The sequence below is a fragment of the Candidatus Hydrogenedens sp. genome, assembly GCA_035378955.1.
Taxonomy (GTDB): Bacteria; Hydrogenedentota; Hydrogenedentia; order Hydrogenedentales; family Hydrogenedentaceae; genus Hydrogenedens.
Genome location: DAOSUS010000017.1, coordinates 21,141 through 40,448 on the forward strand (window position 1 = coordinate 21,141; position 19,308 = coordinate 40,448).

The 19,308-nt window shown below is 40.2% G+C and carries 15 protein-coding genes; 7 read left to right on the forward strand and 8 right to left on the reverse strand.

The window, feature by feature from the left end; all coding sequences use genetic code 11:
* Positions 1-5: 5 nt before the first annotated feature.
* The gene (locus PLA12_05435; protein ID HOQ31938.1) at positions 6-467 is read left to right on the forward strand and encodes a 3D domain-containing protein; all 462 of its coding nucleotides are present in this window, start codon (positions 6-8) and stop codon (positions 465-467) included.
* A gap of 46 nt (positions 468-513) precedes the next feature.
* Complete coding sequence (locus PLA12_05440; GenBank protein ID HOQ31939.1) at positions 514-1,935, forward strand: hypothetical protein; 1,422 nt, start codon at positions 514-516, stop codon at positions 1,933-1,935.
* A 33-nt stretch (positions 1,936-1,968) separates the two neighbouring features.
* Here PLA12_05440 and PLA12_05445 read toward each other — a convergent pair whose 3' ends face one another.
* The 5 genes from PLA12_05445 to PLA12_05465 all read right to left on the reverse strand — a co-directional run bounded on the left by PLA12_05445 (position 1,969) and on the right by PLA12_05465 (position 9,163).
* Positions 1,969-2,997 carry an HDOD domain-containing protein gene (locus PLA12_05445; GenBank protein ID HOQ31940.1) on the reverse strand — a complete coding sequence of 343 codons (1,029 nt, stop codon included), beginning with the start codon at positions 2,995-2,997 and terminating at the stop codon, positions 1,969-1,971.
* Positions 2,998-3,022: 25 nt separating this feature from the next.
* Positions 3,023-4,903: an ATPase, T2SS/T4P/T4SS family gene (locus tag PLA12_05450; GenBank protein HOQ31941.1), complete on the reverse strand. Its 1,881-nt coding sequence runs from the start codon at positions 4,901-4,903 to the stop codon at positions 3,023-3,025.
* A gap of 107 nt (positions 4,904-5,010) precedes the next feature.
* Positions 5,011-6,702: a ribulokinase gene (locus tag PLA12_05455; GenBank protein ID HOQ31942.1), complete on the reverse strand. Its 1,692-nt coding sequence runs from the start codon at positions 6,700-6,702 to the stop codon at positions 5,011-5,013.
* A gap of 93 nt (positions 6,703-6,795) precedes the next feature.
* On the reverse strand, positions 6,796-7,800 hold the full coding sequence (gene cydB, locus PLA12_05460) for a cytochrome d ubiquinol oxidase subunit II (protein ID HOQ31943.1): 1,005 nt from the start codon (positions 7,798-7,800) through the stop codon (positions 6,796-6,798).
* Between the two features lie 25 nt (positions 7,801-7,825).
* The gene (locus PLA12_05465; GenBank protein HOQ31944.1) at positions 7,826-9,163 is read right to left on the reverse strand and encodes a cytochrome ubiquinol oxidase subunit I; all 1,338 of its coding nucleotides are present in this window, start codon (positions 9,161-9,163) and stop codon (positions 7,826-7,828) included.
* A 337-nt stretch (positions 9,164-9,500) separates the two neighbouring features.
* On the opposite strand from PLA12_05465, the gene PLA12_05470 reads away from it, so the two are divergent.
* From PLA12_05470 to PLA12_05480, 3 genes are read left to right on the forward strand one after another with little or no spacing between them, the layout of a single operon-like run.
* Entirely contained in the window at positions 9,501-10,064 is a 564-nt protein-coding gene (locus PLA12_05470; GenBank protein HOQ31945.1) for a LemA family protein, read from the forward strand.
* A 27-nt stretch (positions 10,065-10,091) separates the two neighbouring features.
* On the forward strand, positions 10,092-11,480 hold the full coding sequence (locus tag PLA12_05475) for a M48 family metallopeptidase (GenBank protein HOQ31946.1): 1,389 nt from the start codon (positions 10,092-10,094) through the stop codon (positions 11,478-11,480).
* A 49-nt stretch (positions 11,481-11,529) separates the two neighbouring features.
* The gene (locus PLA12_05480; GenBank protein HOQ31947.1) at positions 11,530-11,886 is read left to right on the forward strand and encodes a nitrous oxide-stimulated promoter family protein; all 357 of its coding nucleotides are present in this window, start codon (positions 11,530-11,532) and stop codon (positions 11,884-11,886) included.
* A gap of 42 nt (positions 11,887-11,928) precedes the next feature.
* Here the strand turns inward: PLA12_05480 and PLA12_05485 are convergent, their stop codons facing one another.
* The 3 genes from PLA12_05485 to PLA12_05495 form a co-directional block, all read right to left on the reverse strand.
* Complete coding sequence (locus tag PLA12_05485) at positions 11,929-14,295, reverse strand: DNA internalization-related competence protein ComEC/Rec2 (protein HOQ31948.1); 2,367 nt, start codon at positions 14,293-14,295, stop codon at positions 11,929-11,931.
* Positions 14,296-14,338: 43 nt separating this feature from the next.
* Positions 14,339-15,382 (reverse strand): Gfo/Idh/MocA family oxidoreductase, encoded by a 1,044-nt coding sequence (locus tag PLA12_05490; GenBank protein HOQ31949.1) that lies wholly within the window; start codon positions 15,380-15,382, stop codon positions 14,339-14,341.
* 449 nt (positions 15,383-15,831) lie between these two features.
* Positions 15,832-16,278, reverse strand: a complete 447-nt coding sequence (locus tag PLA12_05495) for a GatB/YqeY domain-containing protein (protein HOQ31950.1) — start codon at positions 16,276-16,278, stop codon at positions 15,832-15,834.
* Between the two features lie 234 nt (positions 16,279-16,512).
* Between PLA12_05495 and PLA12_05500 the strand changes: the two genes are divergently transcribed.
* Both PLA12_05500 and PLA12_05505 read left to right on the forward strand, forming a co-directional pair.
* On the forward strand, positions 16,513-18,417 hold the full coding sequence (locus PLA12_05500; GenBank protein ID HOQ31951.1) for a DUF1080 domain-containing protein: 1,905 nt from the start codon (positions 16,513-16,515) through the stop codon (positions 18,415-18,417).
* Positions 18,418-18,447: 30 nt separating this feature from the next.
* Positions 18,448-19,296 carry a PIG-L family deacetylase gene (locus tag PLA12_05505; protein ID HOQ31952.1) on the forward strand — a complete coding sequence of 283 codons (849 nt, stop codon included), beginning with the start codon at positions 18,448-18,450 and terminating at the stop codon, positions 19,294-19,296.
* The last annotated feature ends 12 nt before the right edge of the window (positions 19,297-19,308 follow it).

The window sequence follows — 19,308 nt, forward strand, 5'->3', positions numbered from 1 at the left end:
AAAATATGCTTCGACGATATTTGTTAATAACGATAACAGTATTTTTAATCTTTTCTGCGGGTTGTGCTACAACTTCAACACGGTTTAAGCCTCAGGTAGGTTCTCGTTCTGAAATATTAACTTTAGAAACACGCGGGTATTGTCCCTGTGGTAAATGCTGCAATTGGAAAAGGAATTGGTATTTTCGTCCTGTTGTTGCCCATGGACCGAATAAGGGAAAGCCCAAAAAAGTAGGTATGACTGCCAGTGGTGTTAAAGCAACAAGAGGAACCATTTCAGCCGATACAAGTCGCTTCCCTTTCGGGACGATTATGTATATTCCAGACTATGGTTATGGTCGGGTGGAAGACCGAGGTGGTTCTATCAAAGGGGATAGCATTGACCTGTTTTTTAAGAAGCATAAAGAAGCAATGCGTTGGGGAAAACGAACCAAAAAGGTAAAAGTGTGGTATCCTCCGGGCAAATGATAATTTCTCTTTAATTAGTTTTTATTAATTATACGGGGTTAGGGTAGTGTCAGTTTCAAGGGAAACATTATTTCGTTTGCTTCAACGACGAGAGCTGTTTGCTTATCGTTTTTTCCGCAGTGCCGACGGTATGCCGTGGCGGGTGCGTGATTATCAACGCAATTCTTTAGAATCTCAAGCCTTGCGAAAAGTGCATTGTGATGGAAGGGATGTAGGGAAAACGACAGAAATAGAAATTATTGCTTGCTGGGCTATGGTAAATTGTCCCGGTAAATCTATGTTAATAGCGACACAATGTGAGAACCACTTGTTCCCGATAATGAATCGGTTAGTGCGTCGTTTTGAGACCACCCCGGAGTTTTCTGGAGGTATTGCAGAATTACGGCGTTCACCTTCTTACTTCATACGGTTTGTGAATGGTTTTACTTTATGGGGACGGATTGCAGGACCTCGTGGGATAAACTTTCAGGGAATGCATGTGGACTGGCAGATTGTAGATGAAGCACAGGAAATGACAGAAACGAGTTGGGGCGAATTATACCAATCCCTGAACGGTGGTGGAAGACGATGGGTATATGGTGTTCCCAATGGGCTTCGAAATACCTTTTATCGTATGACTTTCTTGCCAGATACAGAACAATATCATTGGCCTAGTTATCTCAATCCGGATTTCACTTCGGAAAAAGATGATGAGTTGGTGTTATTGTATGGAAGGCGTGATAGCCCAGGATATATACATCGTGTTTTAGGATTGCATGGTGAACCAATGAATGCCGTGTTTAATCTAGATGATTATTTACTGTGCGTTGATGAAAGTTTACCTGCGAATGAAATTCGACTTAAAGGGTCAAGGACACACTGGGATTTTCCAGAACCTCCACAAAAGGGAATGTATTATTTAGGCTGCGATTTGGGTTTTTCCCACGACCCTTCAGAATTTATCGTTTATAAAAACGAACCACCCTATTTGATTTGTGTGCTTCGTATGCATTTGGAGAATGTCAATTATGCGCAACAACAAGCTGTGATACAGGAATTGGATAATCATTATCATTTTTGTAAAATAGGAATTGACTGCGGGAATAGTGGTAGAGCCGTTGCTCATCAATTAATGGCCATAGGTAGAGACTGGGAACAACGAGTTTGTGCGTTTGAATTTGGCGGAATGATAGAAACAGGACAGTTATCCAATGGCACTATTCAGAAACGGCGAACGAAAGAATGGATGACGGAACTGCTACAAAGGCGTCTGGCAGAACATACGATTCTATTTCCCAAAAGTGCAGAACGCGAACAGCAATATGCAAATCATACCTACTTACTAAATGCTCAGGGACAATATGTTTATTCGAAAGGAAATGACCATATTATCGATGCAGACCGCTGTGCTTTGTTAGCGTGGTATATGGACACCCATGAAAAAGTAATTCCAACGATGAAAGTAAAGCCCAGAATTCAGGTGTTTTGAAAATGAAACCGGTTAGATAAAGTTAATGTTCGTTTAGTTAAGCGAAGAAAAATAGGCTTCCAGTTTATCGGCCAGGTCCACGCGTAAGGTTGCTATTTTCAAATCATTCAAATTAAGGTATTGCGTAGAAGGGTGTTGAAGAAAAACAATATTTTCGGACCAGGGAAAGAAATTATAACCTTCTCGTGAAACAATTAGATTGGATAGACAAAGGATATGCGTTTGTGTTCGCAATTCTTCCATAGGTGTTAGAGATGGGTCATGATGAGAAAAAGATAAAACGGCAAACTCATCTGGAATATCCCACTTCTGTAAGATAAAAAGACTTACCAATGGATGAAATTGCATTAACACCTCTTGAGTTAACTGGGGGCTGGCAATAAGTTGTGAAAAAGCGGGGGAATTCACTTCATTTAATATTTGAAGCAGGACAATATGCCCCACATCGTGAAGCAATCCAGCAAGAAACATCACTTCGGGATGGGGTTCTGCAACGATAAGTGCTAATTCATACGAAGCGTGAGCCGTTGCAATAGAATGCCTCCACAATCTCTGAAACTCTTCGCTTAACTTCGGATTAGGGGATTGAAATACCTTCTGGCTTACATAAACCTGTGCCATATTTGTTAAAGTCTGTAAACCCAAACGAGAACAGGCGGTTAATAAATCTTTAACCTCCTGCAAGCCCGCATAGTAAGCACTATTTGCCATTTTCAATATCGCCATAGATAAAGAAGGGTCTTCTTGAATAATAGCCACCAATTCTGTAAAAGAAACATCCGGTTTTTGAATGGTGTTTAGTAATTGCTGCCCAACGCGAGGTATTACGGGTATTTTTTCAATATATTTCGGCAGATGTTCAAAGATTTTAGCCCCAATGGAATCGGGCTGTAAAACAGACCGAATATCGGTGTAATTGCTAAAAGGTTGAACCAGGTTCTTTGTCCCCTGTGTTTGTATCCACAACGGATTATTACACACTTTGCAAATCCATAAAAACCATTTACGCATTTTTTGTGGAGGTGATATAACTGTTTGACAAAATGGACATGTAGCATTCATAGATTAAGCCCTTTTTCTTTTCTGATTATGAACATAAAGTCATAATCTGCCGTATAGAACGCAGATTAAAGGTTCGTGGTGTATGTTTAATGACTTCTTCGTATGTGGTCGTGCCACGAATTACTTTCGATATAGCATCTTCCCGCATACTGATAAGTCCTGTGGAATCTACACTAATCCGCCGTATTTCATGGGCGGTCTTTTTTTGCAGAATGGCTTCCTTCACATCTTCATTTAAAACCAGCAATTCATAAGCCCCTACTCTTCCGCGATAGCCTGTATAGGAACAATATTGACAGCCTTTCCCTTTCTTGTATTCATATTCGCGCACCTCTGCATAGTCCAATCCTAAGGATTGGGCTTCTCTTGCCGTAGGGATATAAGGAACAATACATTTTGGACAGATACGACGGAGCAATCGTTGAGCCAGCACCGATATAACCGTTGAGGAAATAAGGAAGGTCTCAATATCCATATCAATCAAGCGCAGAAGTCCGCCAATCGTATCTTCCGTATGAAAAGTTGAATATACTTTGTGCCCGGTTAACGCAGCCTGAATGGCTACTTGTGCTGTTTCACGGTCACGGATTTCGCCAATCACGATAATGTCCGGGTCCTGACGCACAATCTCACGCAAGGTCGAATCAAAAGTGCGATTAACTTTTTCGTTAACCGAACTCTGGACAATGCCATCAATTGTAAACTCGACAGGGTCTTCCGCCGTAATGATTTTTCGGGATACATCATTGGAATAGGCAATACTCGCATATAATGTGGTCGTTTTCCCAGAACCGGTAGGACCAGTAATCAGTACTACCCCGGTAGGTAAATCTAAGACATCATAACGGTATCGCTCCAACATGCTACGGTTCATACCTAATTCGTCCAGAGCCACCAAAGCCAAATCTTTGTTCAAAACACGCATTACTGCCGATTCGCCATAAACCGTAACATAGATGGATAACCGCAAATCAATATCTTTCCCTTTGTAAGGGAAAAGGATACGCCCACCCTGGTGTCGTTGATGTTCGGTAATATTGCAACCCGCCATAATTTTAATACGGGATATAAGTCGCGGTAGCATGGTTAGAGGAAGGTCTGTGTGATAAACTAATACGCCATCAATCCGATAGCGTATCCGTATTTTATCTGCCATAGGTTCAATATGAATATCACTGGCACGGCGTTCGATAGCCGTTATGATAAGATGGTCTACCAACTGAATAATATTATCTTCCCCTACACGGGCTTCTCCGGGAGCCTGCATTATTTGATGTCGGTATTCTTCAAACGCTTTTATGGCTTCTTGAATAGCCTCCTGTGGACCTAATGCAATATTAAACTGTCCCGGGAAAACATCCTGTATAGCCTGCCGTGTCTGTTCCTTGTTCATATCGCTTACTACAACTGTGATGCTACCATCTTCTTCCTTCGAGAAGGGAATAAAATTGTACTTACGCAGATATGCTGGAGATACCCCCTGTAATAGGCGAAGGTCAATCATAGGAAACTCAGGTTCAATAAAAGGCACGCCCATCTGATGGGCTAAATTTCGAAGGAGTGTGCGTTCGTTAATAGCTCCCAATTCGATAAGAGCCTCCCCAAGACGAATACCGCGTTCCTTTTGAAGTGCTAGAGCCGAATTTAATACCTCGGGCGTAATAATCCCTTGTTCTATTAACAAATCTCCTAAACGAAGATTGCCACCATGTTTTGTGATTGCCTGATTAATCGCCTGACGAGTAGCATAACCTAACTCAATTAAAACATCGCTGAGGTGTTTTGGCTGTTCCAGCAAACTTTGGATACGCAAAGCCCGTCTTAATTGTTCCTCTGTGATAACGCCTTCGGCTACTAAAGCCTGCCCCATCGGCGAACTTAAAGCACCCTCAACATTTTGACTCATATTTTACCCTCAAAGCAGTTTTATAGATTTTATATATACTTTGAACAATGTATTTAACTTTTTTCAATCTGTTAACTTACAGACATCATTAATATATTTTTAAAAACTTACAGGGCAGTATTGCGACGAATGTTGAGAAGTTCTTTCATAACATTTGCAAGATTACCTTGGTATTCCTTTGTGCCAAAGGCATCATGTAGTTGACGGTATAGTTTAAATAATTGGTTATATATCTGCTGGTTTTTCGGATTGGGTATATATTTTGTAGATTGAACACCCGTCATGGCATTAACGGCAGAAGCAAAATCATCATGTCCTCCATTCGCAGAACCTGCAACAACAGACCCACAGATAGCAGAACCAAGAGCACAAGTTTGCTGACTACGGGAAATTTCCATAGTTTTTCCCATTACATCTGCAAGGATTTGCATTACCAGCGGATTTTTCATAGCAATACCACCGCAATTGATAACGCGTTCCGCTTTTACACCGTACTCTTCAAAACGTTCCATGATAACGCGTGCCCCGAAAGCAGTGGCTTCAATCCATGTGCGATATATCTCCGCAGGCTTGGAAAGAAGTGTTAAACCGATAATAGCACCTGTTAATTGTGGGTCTACAAGAATAGTTCGGTTGCCATTATGCCAATCCAATGCCAATAAACCGCTTTCACCGGGCTGTAGTTTTCCTGCTTCCTCTGTAAGTCTTTCATGAGACCCTTCTATAGTCCCACCGGGCTGAATGTATTGAACAAACCAGTTGTAAATATCGCCGAAGGCAGATTGTCCCGCTTCCAATCCGAACATTCCGGGCAAAATGGATTCAGGAACAATTCCACAAAGGCCGGGAATATCCGGTAGAGGTTCATCCATAGGTGCAACCATCATATCGCAGGTAGATGTGCCTATAATTTTTGTAAGCACGCCGGGCGCTATTCCACAACCCACAGCACCCAGATGAGCATCAAAAGCACCCACGGCCACAGGGATACCTACTCGTAAAGATAATTTCTCTGCCCATTCAGGTGTTAATTCCCCTGCTTTATCTTTGACACAAAATAAAATATCCGGTAAGGTCTGACGAATTCGTGCTAATTCAGGGTCAAGAGAACCTAAAAAGGTTTCATCGGGATAGCCATGCCAGGAAGGGTTTGCCATGGCTTTATGTCCAGCAGCACAAATACACCGTTTTATTTTATCGGGGTGCGTAGTGCCGGTTAAAACGGCGGGTATCCAATCAGCACATTCAACCCATGTATAAGCCGATGTAAAAACTTTGGGTGCTATACGCCGACAGTGAAGTAATTTTGACCAGAACCACTCCGAGGAGTAAGTCCCACCACATTTAGCAAGGAAATGGGGTCTTTGTTGTTTCGCCTGTTGTGTAATTTCATCCGCTTCCGCATACGAGGTATGGTCTTTCCAGAGCCATGCCATCGCATTGGGGTCACTGGAAAATTCTTCATGGAACGCAAGCGGAGTGCCCTCGCGGTCAACGGGTAACGGTGTACTGCCGGTAGTATCAACACCTATACCGATTATATTTTCTGCCTTAAAATCAGGTCGGTTTGCTTTTGCGTCTTCTATAGCATCCTTGACCACCTGTTCCAGCCCTCGAATGTAATCTTCCGGATGTTGGCGTGCAAGATGAGGGTCTTTCGATGATAAGATAATTCCTTGCTCTCCGTGGGCATAATTTACAACCGCAGTTCCTATTTCTTCGCCCGTGTGAACATTGACAATCAAAGCACGGACAGAATTCGTTCCGTAATCCAGACCAAGGGCATAGATATCCTTCATAATCCTGTCGCTCCTATTATTCAGGTCATTTATTCGTTGTTTCTACTTATCTTACCTCTTTCAACCCACGAATTTAAACCTGAAATGTTGCCATCAGTATGAAGTTTCATCCAGTTTGACAGGTCCGCGGAATACCCAATAGACATAACCCGTATAAACAAGGACTATAGGTAAAACAGCAAGGACAATTCCTAACATAATCGTCAGCGTTTTTGGGCTGGATGCGGAATTGTAAATATCCAGGCTAAATGCGGGATTTATTGTAGAACGAACAAGATAAGGGAACATATTAGAAGCGAATATCAGGATAATAGAAGCAATAAAACCTGTATTGCTCAAAAAGGCAATTCCCCCTTTCTCTTTCCATGATAACCAGAGGGTTAATCCTAACATGGCAACGGCAACTAAGCCCAAAATAGAGGTAATTAGTCGGGGTTTTGCCCATGCAACTGTGGAAAAACTAACTACGGTTAATACCGCAAAAAGGATAAGGACAATAAAACTCAATACTTTTGATGTTTTTCTCATCTGATAATTTAAGTCCTTTTCCGTTTTCATCTGGAGATATAAAGAACCGTGTAAGGCAAAAAGAAATATGGCAAATAAACCTGTGATTACGCTCAAAGGATTAAGAAAAGAGAAGAAGTTGCCTTGAAAAATTCCCTTTTCATTGATAGCAATTCCGATTAGAGCATTTCCACTTGCCACTCCTAACAACAGCGTCGCCACAAGACTGGATATAGAAAATAAAACATCCCAGATATTTTGCCACCCGGGCGACTCTACTTTACTACGAAACTCCATAGATGCAGCGCGGAATATTAAAGTAGTAAGCAACATCATAAAAGGTGTGTAAAACGCAGAAAAAACGGTAGCGTATGCGGTCGGAAACGCTGCAAATAAAGCACCTCCGAAGGTAATCAGCCAGACTTCATTTCCATCCCAGACCGGACCGATAGCATTCATCAGAATACGCCGATGCTCATTTTTTTGTGTAAACAAATGTAAAATTCCGACGCCTAAATCAAAACCTTCCAGAATGGCATAAACCATAAGCAAGACCGTCATTAATACAAACCAGATTACATTAATTAACATAAAAAACTCCTCTGTTTATAAAAGTTTAATGGTTTATGATTTCAGGACCTTTCTTTATTTTCTTAACAAGGATAAATATATATAGGATAAATAAAAGTGAGTAAATTGTGGTAAACATTAGGGTAGAACCCAAAACCTGACTGGCAGATACACCCGAGGATACACCGTCTTGGGTTCGCAATAAATCTTGAACAATCCAGGGTTGCCTTCCTACTTCAGCGGCAATCCAGCCTGCCATATTGGAAACATAAGGTAAAGGAAGGGAGAAAACAAATACCCATAACAGCCAGCGATAGTCGAATAACTTGCCTTTCCACCAGAGGAATAAAGATAAGGTGGTTAATGCGATAAAGAACATTCCTAAACCTGCCATTAAATGGAAGGTAAAAAAGGGTAATTTTACCGGAGGCTGGTCTTCTGGCGGGAATTGGTCTAAGGCTTTCACAGGCTTATTAAAATCGAAATAGACTAAAAAACTCAAGAAACCGGGAATAGTTACTCCATAATCAACCTTTTTTTCCTGCTCGTTGGGTATTCCGAAAAGATAATAGGGAGTGCCCCCTTCTGTTGTTTTGAAATGCCCTTCAAAGGCGGCTAATTTGGCGGGTTGATGGCGTGCAACAACTATCGCCTGATGATGTCCTGCAAACAATGTGAAATAAGCACCAATAACACCAAACACCAGAGCAATTTTGAAGGAACGGCGTGCAAATTCTTCATACTTGCCTTTTAAGATGTAAAGTGCAGAGATACTCATAACGAAAAAGGAAGCAGTTAACATAGCACTGAAAATAACATGGGAATATCTACCCACGGTGGAAGGATTAAAAAACATTTGCCAGAAACTAATAATCTCTGCACGAGGACCTAAAGGCGTTTCAACAATATGAAAACCTGCGGGTGTGTGTTGCCATGAATTGGCTACTAAAATCCATAATGCGGATAATGTTGCCCCTAAGGCTACCATAAGTGTTGAAAAAAAGTGAGCTTTTTTAGATACACGATTCCATCCAAAAACAAGCACCCCTAAAAATGCCGATTCGAGGAAGAAAGAAATTAACGCCTCTGCAGCTAATGGCGAACCAAAAACATCCCCTACAAAACGAGAATATTCAGACCAGTTCGTCCCAAATTCAAATTCCATAACGATACCTGTGGTAACACCCATGGCAAAAGTTACTGCAAAAATATTGGTCCAGAACCGTGCCATTTTATCATAAATTTCCTCCCCTGTTTTGAGCCTCTGATAGGACATATAAACCATAATCCACCCTAAACCTATTGTAAAAGGGGGGTAGAGATAATGGAAAATAGCAGTTAAAGCGAATTGAATTCGTGCCAACATGAGTGCATCAGTAAGCATAGATGAATACTCCTGTTTAAGTTGTATTGCCTTTTGTATAAGTATATTTTATCAATTTGTGGCTATCAATTATCCAACCCTCACGGATGGAATTTTCTTATGCAACAGTTATATGATGGGAAAAACAAGAATACTTCTCTTTCCCAAATACAGAAACAAAAGGGTATTTTATTTTATTCCTTAAAAATTTAATAGGTTAGTCAAGTTAGACGGTTCAGATATATCAAATAATTTCGGTAAAACTTTTCTTGTTATTTTTTGCTCTTGTTGTCAACTGTGTTAATATTAACAAAACAGTCCGTTCAAGAGTTCGGACTATAAAAAGGAGATTTGAATTATGACGACAGGAATTCTAATTGCTGTTCTGGTATTTCTTGTATTGTTGGTGTTGTTTTTTATCAGCACCTACAATCGGCTGGTTCGATTGTTAAATGAGGTAAAAAATGCATGGTCGCAGATTGATGTGCAATTAAAACGGAGGCATGACCTTATTCCCAATCTGGTAGAAACCGTCAAGGGTTACATGCAACATGAACGGGCAACACTGGAAAACATTACTCAGGCGCGAAATCTGGCCATGAAGCCAGGTTCGGTTAGTGAACGGGCTCAAGCAGAACAACAATTAACCCAGGCATTGCATAATTTCTTCGTTGTAGTAGAAAATTATCCCGACCTGAAAGCGAACCAAAATTTTCTTGCGTTGCAGGAAGAACTAACTTCTACGGAAAATCGTATCTCTTTTGCTCGTCAGGCATATAATGATACAGTAATGAATTTTAATAATGCGATACAGATGTTCCCAACGAATATTGTGGGTGCCATGTTCGGATTTAAAGAACAAAGTTTCTTCGAACTGGAGAATGTTGCAGAGCGAGCCGTACCCAAAGTATCGTTTCAATAAAACCGCTCAGGAATATGAAATTTAACGATGTTTGAACTCATCCGTCGAAACAAACGCCGTTCTATTTTACTGGCCATTATTATGCTGATTTTTATGCTATTCATAGGTTATATTATCGGCTCGTTTCTTGCCTTTACATACTATTATGTTTCGGAACCCTATGCCTTCGCTAAAGACAAAATAATTACTTATCCATCTCAGCCCTATAATCCAAACTTTCCTCCGAATTATTCGCCTTCTCATTCATACGAGGAACCTCCCCTTACTTATGAGCAGGTTATGTCTTTTATCTGGTTTTACTGGGGACCTCTTGGGGCTATGGTTGCTTTTGTAATATGGTTTATACAGATGTTGTTTGCTTACTATTCCGGTGGGCAAATACTTCTATCCGTCAGCAATGCTATTAAAATTGAAAAGGCAGACCACCCCCAGTTGTATAACATCGTTGAGGAGATGAGAATTGCATCACGACTTCCTGCTATGCCCGAAATTTATGTTATAGATGACCCATCTATGAACGCCTTTGCAACAGGTCGGTCCCCAGAACATTCAGCCGTTGCGGTAACCCGTGGATTGCTAAACACAATGAACCGCGACCAGATACAGGGGGTTATTGCTCATGAAATCAGTCATATTACACACCGCGATACATTGTATATGACCATGTTGGCGGTATCCCTCGGCACTATTATTTTGCTGGTTGTAGGACTACGCGAAATTATTGGTGCAGGCATTCGTGGGTCTGCAAGGTATAGCAGACGCAATCGCAACGATGCAGCAGGGCTTATCTTCTTCCTCCTATTTGTTTATATATTTGCTTTGTTATTATCTTTAATAGCGCCCTTTCTTGCTCAGATTATTTATTTCGCCTGTTCTCGTCAGAGAGAGTATTTAGCCGATGCAGGAGCGGTTGTGTTTACTCGCAATCCGGAGGGATTGGCATCAGCCCTCGAAACAATTGCTAATCGTTACCAAAAGCAACCGGCTACAAATGTAAACCAGATAATTGCTCCCCTTTATATTGTAAATCCCTTAGAAACGCGTAATCTTAATGCTTCATCCATTTTTAGCACACATCCACCACTACAAAGGCGAATACAGATTTTACGAAATATTGCCCGAACCCCTTCCCTGACTTATGAGCAAGCATGGAAAGAGGTCGAAGGGAAAAAATGGGAAAAGGGAGACTTTACTTCTCTCGCTCCTTCTGCTACTCCTTCTACTACTCCTTCTACATCCTCTTTAACACAGACATCCATGACACCCCTTCAAAATGCCCGCCTCAGCGGTAACGCTATAATGAAAGCACAAAAATATACTTTTCTTAAATGTTCCTGTGGAGTAACTTTAAAAATACCACCCGGGTATAATGGTAAAGTAATCTGCCCTCGTTGTAGAACCGTTCACACAATTTAGGATAGAACAGGCAAGACAGGTTCAACAGGAGAAAAAGGATTTAATCCTAATGACAATGGATAATAAAGAACATAAAAAGAACCTGCGTAGAGAAAAATTCGAGAAAAAAACTATCAAAAGCATGATAGAAATCTATTGCAAATACCATCATGAAAACCCCGTATGTGAAGAATGTAATGAACTTTTAGAATATGCCTATAAGCGGATTGAAAAATGTCCACTTATGCCGGATAAACCTACCTGTAAAAATTGCCACATCCATTGCTATGACAAGAAACACAAAGAGCGAATAAAAACCGTAATGAGATTTTCCGGCCCTAAAATGTTTTTATACCACCCTATTCTATCTTTGATTTATCTTAAAAATAAGTTTTCAGAGAAGAAATATGAGACAAAGGGTGCTTAAATATGGAACGGATAGATAACAAGTCTTTGATTGCAAAATGTGTTAAGAGTGTCCCTCTTTTCTGAGGAAATACCCCTTTTTCTGTCTTGCTCCGTAGATGTTTATTTTATCACCATTAGATTGAATGGTTATCCCACCATAATAATCCGTTCGCCAGAGGGGTATTTGATATTGATGTAGCAGGTCTTTAACCTCATTTCTCACGCCCCAGTTGTGTTGGAATTCGTTTACAGAGACAACGGCTATTTCAGGCTGCGATTTCTCTAATAATTCTTGATTTAATGAATTCTTTAATCCATGATGAGGAATTTTTATTATTGTTGCATAACAATCCGTAGAAGAAAGTTCTTTCTCTGTCAGTTTTGCAGGAAAATCACCCGTGAGTAATACAGAGAAATGATTATTAACAAATTTCAAAACAAGGGAATTTTCGTTGGTTTCATAATAATAAGGTCTACCTGCATAAAGAATATTTAGAAAATTTTTTGTCAGCTTTATTTGCAATCCATCTTTAGCCTTAATGAGATTAATGTTTTTGAAGATTGCTTTTTTAATCATCTCGTTTCCAAGTTCTGTGTCTGTAAATCCCTCTCCATAAATAAAATGTCGAACTTGCAGTTTATCCATAGCGTTGAATATGCCCCCTATATGGTCTTCATCCGCATGGGTAGCAACAACATAATCCAATCTCCGTATTCCTTTGGCAAACAGGAAAGGGACTACAATCCGTTCCCCCATCCTTTTAGTCCCACCATCTACAAGGATATTCTCTTTCTCCGCAGTTGTGATGAGGATAGCATCTCCATGCCCTACATCGAGGATATACACAGTAGTTTCTCTATAGAAAGGAACACCCGTCCAGAAAAAAATCAATATCATACAGCCAGCAATGAACATAAAAAAGGCTTTTCGTTTTTGTGTAATAAGCCAGTGATAAAGAAATATGCAAACAACAAAGTAGAGGAAAATAGCCAAAGGAGAAGGATGGGAAATTGGAAATATAGTATAGGAAAAAGAGCCACCCCACTTGCATAGTGATTGAATAAGGATTAAAAATACCCCGCTTATATAGAAGAATAAAGCAGGTATCAATGGGACAAAGATAAGAGCCAATCCACAAATACTGGTCATTAGATAAAGAGTAATCAACGGAATGACGAGAAGATTATATATAGGACTTAAAATATTTATTTGAAGGTTTGTGATAACAAGTAAAGGCAGTAATAATACCTGTGCAGATATAGTCACAGATAAATAGGTGCGGATGGTCCATGGAAAAATTCGTAATAGTTTCAAAAGAGGTTCATTGAATAATAGGATAGAAGCAACTGCTAATATAGACATTTGTGTTCCCATATCCCAGATGAGGTCTGTGTTAAAAATAAAAAGCAGTGTTACTGTTATGCATAAAGCAGTGAGAATATCTTCATTTTTTCTGTTCCATAAATATAATTCATAAACTATTAACATAAGAACAGCCCTCAACGAAGAGCCATGAGCACCACTTATCAGAGCATATAGAATACACAACAACAAAGCAGGCACATCTGCCCATCGTCTCTGTGTCTTAAAAATTGTCCTCATTAGAGCCCGTGTAAACCAGAACACCAAACCAACATGCAGTCCTGAAATAGCAAGGATGTGTATAGTTCCTGTAAGCACAAAGTTTTGCTTTTCTTTGTAATCCAAGCCACTTCGGTCTCCCAACCATATAGCCCTTGTCATATCCTTAATAGAAGTAGGTGTATACTGTATTATCCGTTCGTAAAAATATTGTTGCAATCGGGATAGGTGAAAAAAGGGAGAGAGCGTATAAGTATGGATTCTTTTTATCTGCGGTGCATAAGTAAAAATCTTTGTATAAATTCTATGGGAACGGAGATAGGTTTCATAATCACTTAACGATTCGTTCACGGCACTTAAATAGAGTGATGTTTTTCCGAATAGATGAACACGAGTATGTGTAAAGATGGGATATTGGGCATCTTTGCATGAAACAAGGGCTTTCCCTACAATATCTTCCCATCTGCTTCCATTTTTTACTTTCAAGATATGAATCACAAATTGAATTTGTCGGTCGGTAGGGTCAAAGAGTGTGTTTTCAGTTACATACCCTTCTACCTCAACATACGCATTCGGTGGTTGCTGCCTCAACCATAAGAAAAAATCATCTCCTTCTTCGGGATAAGGATGTAATAAATAAGATAGAGCACCAATAATAAGAGAAAACAAAAAAATCCCAATGCCTTCTACATATCGGATTTTTTTCTGGTAACTTACTATAAGAAAAAGAATAAGGATAAGACTAATGATAGGCAACAAAGCCCATGTTATCCATTGTGTCTTGGATAAGACAGCCCCACATACAAACCCTGCACATATAATTACCCAATGACGATGGAAAAACATCTCAATAAAATTTTATAAATGTCCAATAAAGACTTTTTATAGATTATTGGCCGTCAGCGATTTGTTTCTCTGCATTTGCAATAACTTCTTCTATTTTTACAGGTTTTCCTCCTTGTCGTTTGCTTTCATCTGCGGCTTCCAGAAAAGCAAAGATTTCTATAGTCTCTTCCGATGAAATAGGTGAAACCCCGGATTTAAAGAATTTAATTACTTCCTGAGCCAACTCCGCATAATCGCCTCCGTCTTCTTGATAGGCAGTTCCCTTCTCACCAAAAGCAATAACCTGATGAGGTAAAGGTCCTTTCCTCAATCCAACAAGGACACCCACACGCCCATCTTTCCAGACCCCTGTAACAACATCCGTATCGGGCGTGCTAACTCGGGATACGGTCTCACAACCTTTTCCCATAACGGTATATAATGCTTCGGTAGGATGAATACCATACCAGAACAAATCGGGGTGATGCGGTTCTAAGTGGCAAGGTCCATAAGAAATAACCGTATGAATAGAACCTATATCCTGCTGGCACAACTTTGTCAAACTGGAATAATACCGATAGGAAGAACTGGAAAACCAAGGGACATCATGTTCTTTCGCTAATCGTGCAATCTTTATTGCATCTACCAGAGAACCCGCTAATGGTTTATCAATAAATACCCGTTTTTTGGCTTGAAACACAGGTTTTACTTGTTCCAAATGCACCCTACCATCAACACTTGTTAACATAACAGCATCTACACGAGAGCAGAGTTCTTCAATAGAATTTACAATCTCTACGCCATATTCATTTTTTAATCGTTCGGTAAAACCATCAATGCGTGTATAACTCGCTTCCAAATCCGGACTACCCCCACGATACGCCAATGTTACTTTAGCACCGGGTATATGTTTAGGGTTATTAGGGTCATTAAATAATTGGGTAAAGGCAATTACATGAGAAGTATCCAGACCTATCAGACCTATTTTCAGTTCTGGCTCTGCCTCTTGATGTGCTTTCTCGGCTGCGTTTCCTGTGTCCGTATTTTGAGCCATGGCGATGCAGGTTAAAATTAGCATAAAGAAGATGTGTAATAATACATTTTTCATATTCCCATTCCTTATGTTTAAACTTTTCCAGATACAAAAAATTTTTGATAAGTGTAATTTTAACTTTTTGCAATTATCAAATTGTCATAATCTATTATAGTAAATGCCTATGTTATAATTGCAATAGATAAGCAAAATGGGAAATATACACAGTATTTATAAATGCTTAATAGGGACATATAAAATTCTATTACGAAGCGGGAACGGTTCAACTACGGTAAGGGAAAAGGATTTTTTTTAGAGAATTAACCACAGAGGACACAAAGGAAATTTTACACAAAGAACACGGAGGAGGATTTATTTATGGTAAGGGCATGGACAGAAAAAAAAGCACAGACAGTAATGTCTGTGCTACATTAATACCTATAATGTCCCATTCGTCCCATCTGTCCCATTGATCCCATGGGTCCCATCAATTGAGTATTCCTTGCAAATACCGAAAAAATACTTTATCCTCCGAGAAGTTCTCTGCATACTTCATTCAATAATTTACCATCAACGCGTTCTCCTAATTCTTTTTTCATAGCACCTGTCAACTTCCCTGCATGATTTATCTCAGGATGTTCCGAAAGATATTGCTTTACCCGTTGTATTACCTCATCTTTACTCATCTGTTGGGGAAGGAACTCCTCAATAACGGCTATTTCTTTCTCCAATTTGGCTACTTCATCCATTTTCCCTAATTGCTTATACACTTCGATACTATCCTTGCGTTTACGGACCTCGCTACGCAAAGCAGAAATCCCTTCGTCATCGGACATTTCTTCATCTCTTGCTGTAGATTTTTCTTTTAGCAACAGCGCCGCTTTGACCATTCGTAATGTTTCTAAGCGAACTGTGTCTCTGTCTTTCATCGCTTGCTTCATTGCTTCCTGAACCGCATTCATAATACCCATATCTTGAACTCCTATCTATTTATTATTTGTTAAACATAATCTTTCTCTACTCTTGCGATTATACTCAATTTTGTAAACATTATCAAAAGATATTGAATGCCTTTCTCACGATTCCACCCGAATGTTTAATATTTGCTTGTTTGAAATAAATACGATATACTATCATTTATTGTGTCCGAGTAAAACTATAAAGCAAGTATTGCATTTTCAATATTAAATTTAAGGAACCCAAGAATGGATACTTTTTTGACTAAAAAACGGTTTTTTGTCTTTTCTCTGCTGTTAATACTTCTTGCGTTAATGCCTTGTTTGTATGCTCAGGAAGATTCTGTAACCCCTGTGCCTCGTCCAGACAAATGGTGGCAAGAACGATTTCAAAGCAATCAAGAACGAATTCAACAAGGAAATGTAGATGTCCTGTTTATAGGCGATTCCATCACACATGGTTGGGACAATGTGGATAAAAATACCTGGGATGAATATTATGCAGATAGAAATGTGGTAAATCTGGGCTTTTCCGGCGACCAGACCCAACATGTTTTATGGCGATTGGAAAACTTAAAATGGGGCAATGTTCAGCCAAAACTTTCTATGATTATGATTGGAACAAACAACTGCCACCATCATACAGGGGAACAAATTGCCTTAGGAATTGAAAAAATTATTGATAAATTACATACCCTCTTCCCCGATATGAAAATTCTTCTCCTCGCCATTTTCCCACGGGCAGATGTCTCTCAGGATAAATTGAACATCATCGCTGAAGCAAATAAACGAATTGCCGAGATACCGAAAACCAAACCCTTCGTTCATTTTTACGATATAGGTGCTGAATTTCTGGATGAAAATGGAACCCTTCCTAAAACTATCATGCCCGACCTGCTTCATCCAAACGCAAAAGGATATGAAATCTGGGCAAGTGCCGTGGAACCTAAAATTGCAGAATTATTAGGTGAATATACCCCGGAAAATCCACCTGTTGGCTTTGTTCCTTTATTCAATGGTGTAGATTTAACAGGCTGGAAAGGATTGGTGGCAGACCCGATAAAACGGGCAAAAATGTCGCCAGAAGAATTAGCCGCTGCCCAACAAAAAGCAGATGAGGAAATGCGTGCTCATTGGAAAGTGGTTGACGGTGTATTATGCTATGATGGTCAGGGGAATAGTCTTTGCACAGGTAGAGATTATGAAGATTATGAACTTCTGGTAGACTGGAAAATTGAAGCAAACGGGGACAGTGGTATCTATCTCCGCGGAACGCCTCAGGTGCAAATCTGGGATAACAAAGACGGTATTGGTTCGGGTGGACTTTATAATAATGAAAAAAATCCAAGCAAACCACTCGTTTTTGCAGACAAACCCGTTGGTGAATGGAACCGCTTCTTTATTCGTATCATCGGCGACCGCGTAACGGTATATCTGAATGATAAATTGGTAGTGAACAAAACCGTTCTGGAAAATTATTGGGACCGTTCTCAGCCTCTATTTCCCAGTGGCTCTATTGAATTACAACATCATCATTCCCCGTTATGGTTTCGCAATATTTATATACGCGAAATTCCAAGAGGTGATGGCTGGAAAAAACTTTTTAATGGTAAAGACCTGACGGGTTGGCAAGCCTTCGGTGGCAACATAGATTGCTGGAAAGCCGAAAAAGGAATGCTTGTAACCGAAGGCGGAGAAGGCTGTGGCTGGCTCGCCACGGCGGAAGAATATGGCGACTTTGAATTAGAATTGGAATTCCGTTTACCTCCCGGTGGAAACAGTGGCGTATTTATCCGTGCCCCGAAAGAAGGAAATCCTGCCTTTGAAGGTAGCGAAATTCAAATTTTAGATGATTATTCTGACCAATACAAGGACTTAAAACCGTGGCAATTTTGTGGTAGCGTGTATGCAACGGTAGCCCCATCTCGCAGAGTAACACGCCCTGCTGGAGAATGGCAGAAATACCATATCTCCTGTGTCGGTTCAAAAGTAAAGGTATCTTTGAACGGTATACAGATTATTGATGCAGATTTGAATGAACATCTCGACAAGATAAAAGACCATCCCGGCTTAAAACGCACCAGCGGTTTTATTGGTCTTCAAAATCATGGAACACGATTGGAATTCCGCAACTTACGCATTCGTCCGTTGTAATACCAAATTCACATATAAGGAGTATGGAGTATGAAATTATTTCAGCCTCATTCGGAGGTGTTTGTCCCAGATGACACACCCCTGGAAACTGCACTCTCTCGAACCACACATCTGGCAGTGGGCGCCCATCAGGACGATATTGAAATAATGGCATACGATGGAATTTTAACATGCTTCCAGAACCCTCTATTATGGTTTTCTGCTGTAACGGTAACAAACGGCAGTGGTTCCCCCCGAACCGACTTGTATGCGAATTATACCGATGAAGAAATGATGGCTGTTCGACGCAAAGAACAGAAAAAATCAGCAATTATCGGTGAGTATTCTGTTCAGTTCCTTTTAGACTATCCCAGTAGTGCTATCAAAGATAAAAACAATCGTTCACCTATCGAGGACTTAAAACAGATACTATCTGCAACCCAGCCAAAAATCATCTATACCCATAATTTAGCAGACAAACACGATACCCATGTAGGCGTTGCCCTTCGACTTATACAGGCATTACGCGAGTTAAAAGGACAGTATCAGCCCGAAAAACTCTACGGCTGCGAAGTATGGCGAGATTTGGACTGGCTACCAGATGAAGACAAAGTGCCGTTTGATGTTTCCCCTCACGAAAACCTGCAAGCGTCCCTTTTAGGCGTATTCGACTCCCAAATTGCAGGAGGAAAAAGATACGACCTCGCTACTATGGGCAGACGAAAAGCACACGCTACCTACTTCGCTTCCCACGGTGTAGATACCGCAACCTCTCTTATATTTGGAATGGACCTAACACCCTTGATTGAGGATACCTCCCTCAATCCCTTTAATTATGTCCAGCAATACATCCTCAAATTCGCCTCCGAAATAGAACAACGAATTAATAAATTTCTGTAAATACGAGCATTT

Excerpts from the sequence above, each read along its gene's own strand:
- PLA12_05485 (HOQ31948.1), bottom strand. The coding sequence starts at position 14,295 with ATGTTTTTCCATCGTCATTGGGTAATTATATGTGCAGGGTTTGTATGT.
- PLA12_05435 (HOQ31938.1), top strand. The coding sequence starts at position 6 with ATGCTTCGACGATATTTGTTAATAACGATAACAGTATTTTTAATCTTT.
- PLA12_05445 (HOQ31940.1), bottom strand. The coding sequence starts at position 2,997 with ATGAATGCTACATGTCCATTTTGTCAAACAGTTATATCACCTCCACAA.
- PLA12_05495 (HOQ31950.1), bottom strand. The coding sequence starts at position 16,278 with ATGGGTATTATGAATGCGGTTCAGGAAGCAATGAAGCAAGCGATGAAA.
- PLA12_05470 (HOQ31945.1), top strand. The coding sequence starts at position 9,501 with ATGACGACAGGAATTCTAATTGCTGTTCTGGTATTTCTTGTATTGTTG.
- PLA12_05465 (HOQ31944.1), bottom strand. The coding sequence starts at position 9,163 with ATGCTTACTGATGCACTCATGTTGGCACGAATTCAATTCGCTTTAACT.
- PLA12_05490 (HOQ31949.1), bottom strand. The coding sequence starts at position 15,382 with ATGAAAAATGTATTATTACACATCTTCTTTATGCTAATTTTAACCTGC.
- PLA12_05450 (HOQ31941.1), bottom strand. The coding sequence starts at position 4,903 with ATGAGTCAAAATGTTGAGGGTGCTTTAAGTTCGCCGATGGGGCAGGCT.
- PLA12_05505 (HOQ31952.1), top strand. The coding sequence starts at position 18,448 with ATGAAATTATTTCAGCCTCATTCGGAGGTGTTTGTCCCAGATGACACA.
- PLA12_05475 (HOQ31946.1), top strand. The coding sequence starts at position 10,092 with ATGTTTGAACTCATCCGTCGAAACAAACGCCGTTCTATTTTACTGGCC.
- PLA12_05480 (HOQ31947.1), top strand. The coding sequence starts at position 11,530 with ATGACAATGGATAATAAAGAACATAAAAAGAACCTGCGTAGAGAAAAA.
- cydB (HOQ31943.1), bottom strand. The coding sequence starts at position 7,800 with ATGTTAATTAATGTAATCTGGTTTGTATTAATGACGGTCTTGCTTATG.
- PLA12_05500 (HOQ31951.1), top strand. The coding sequence starts at position 16,513 with ATGGATACTTTTTTGACTAAAAAACGGTTTTTTGTCTTTTCTCTGCTG.
- PLA12_05455 (HOQ31942.1), bottom strand. The coding sequence starts at position 6,702 with ATGAAGGATATCTATGCCCTTGGTCTGGATTACGGAACGAATTCTGTC.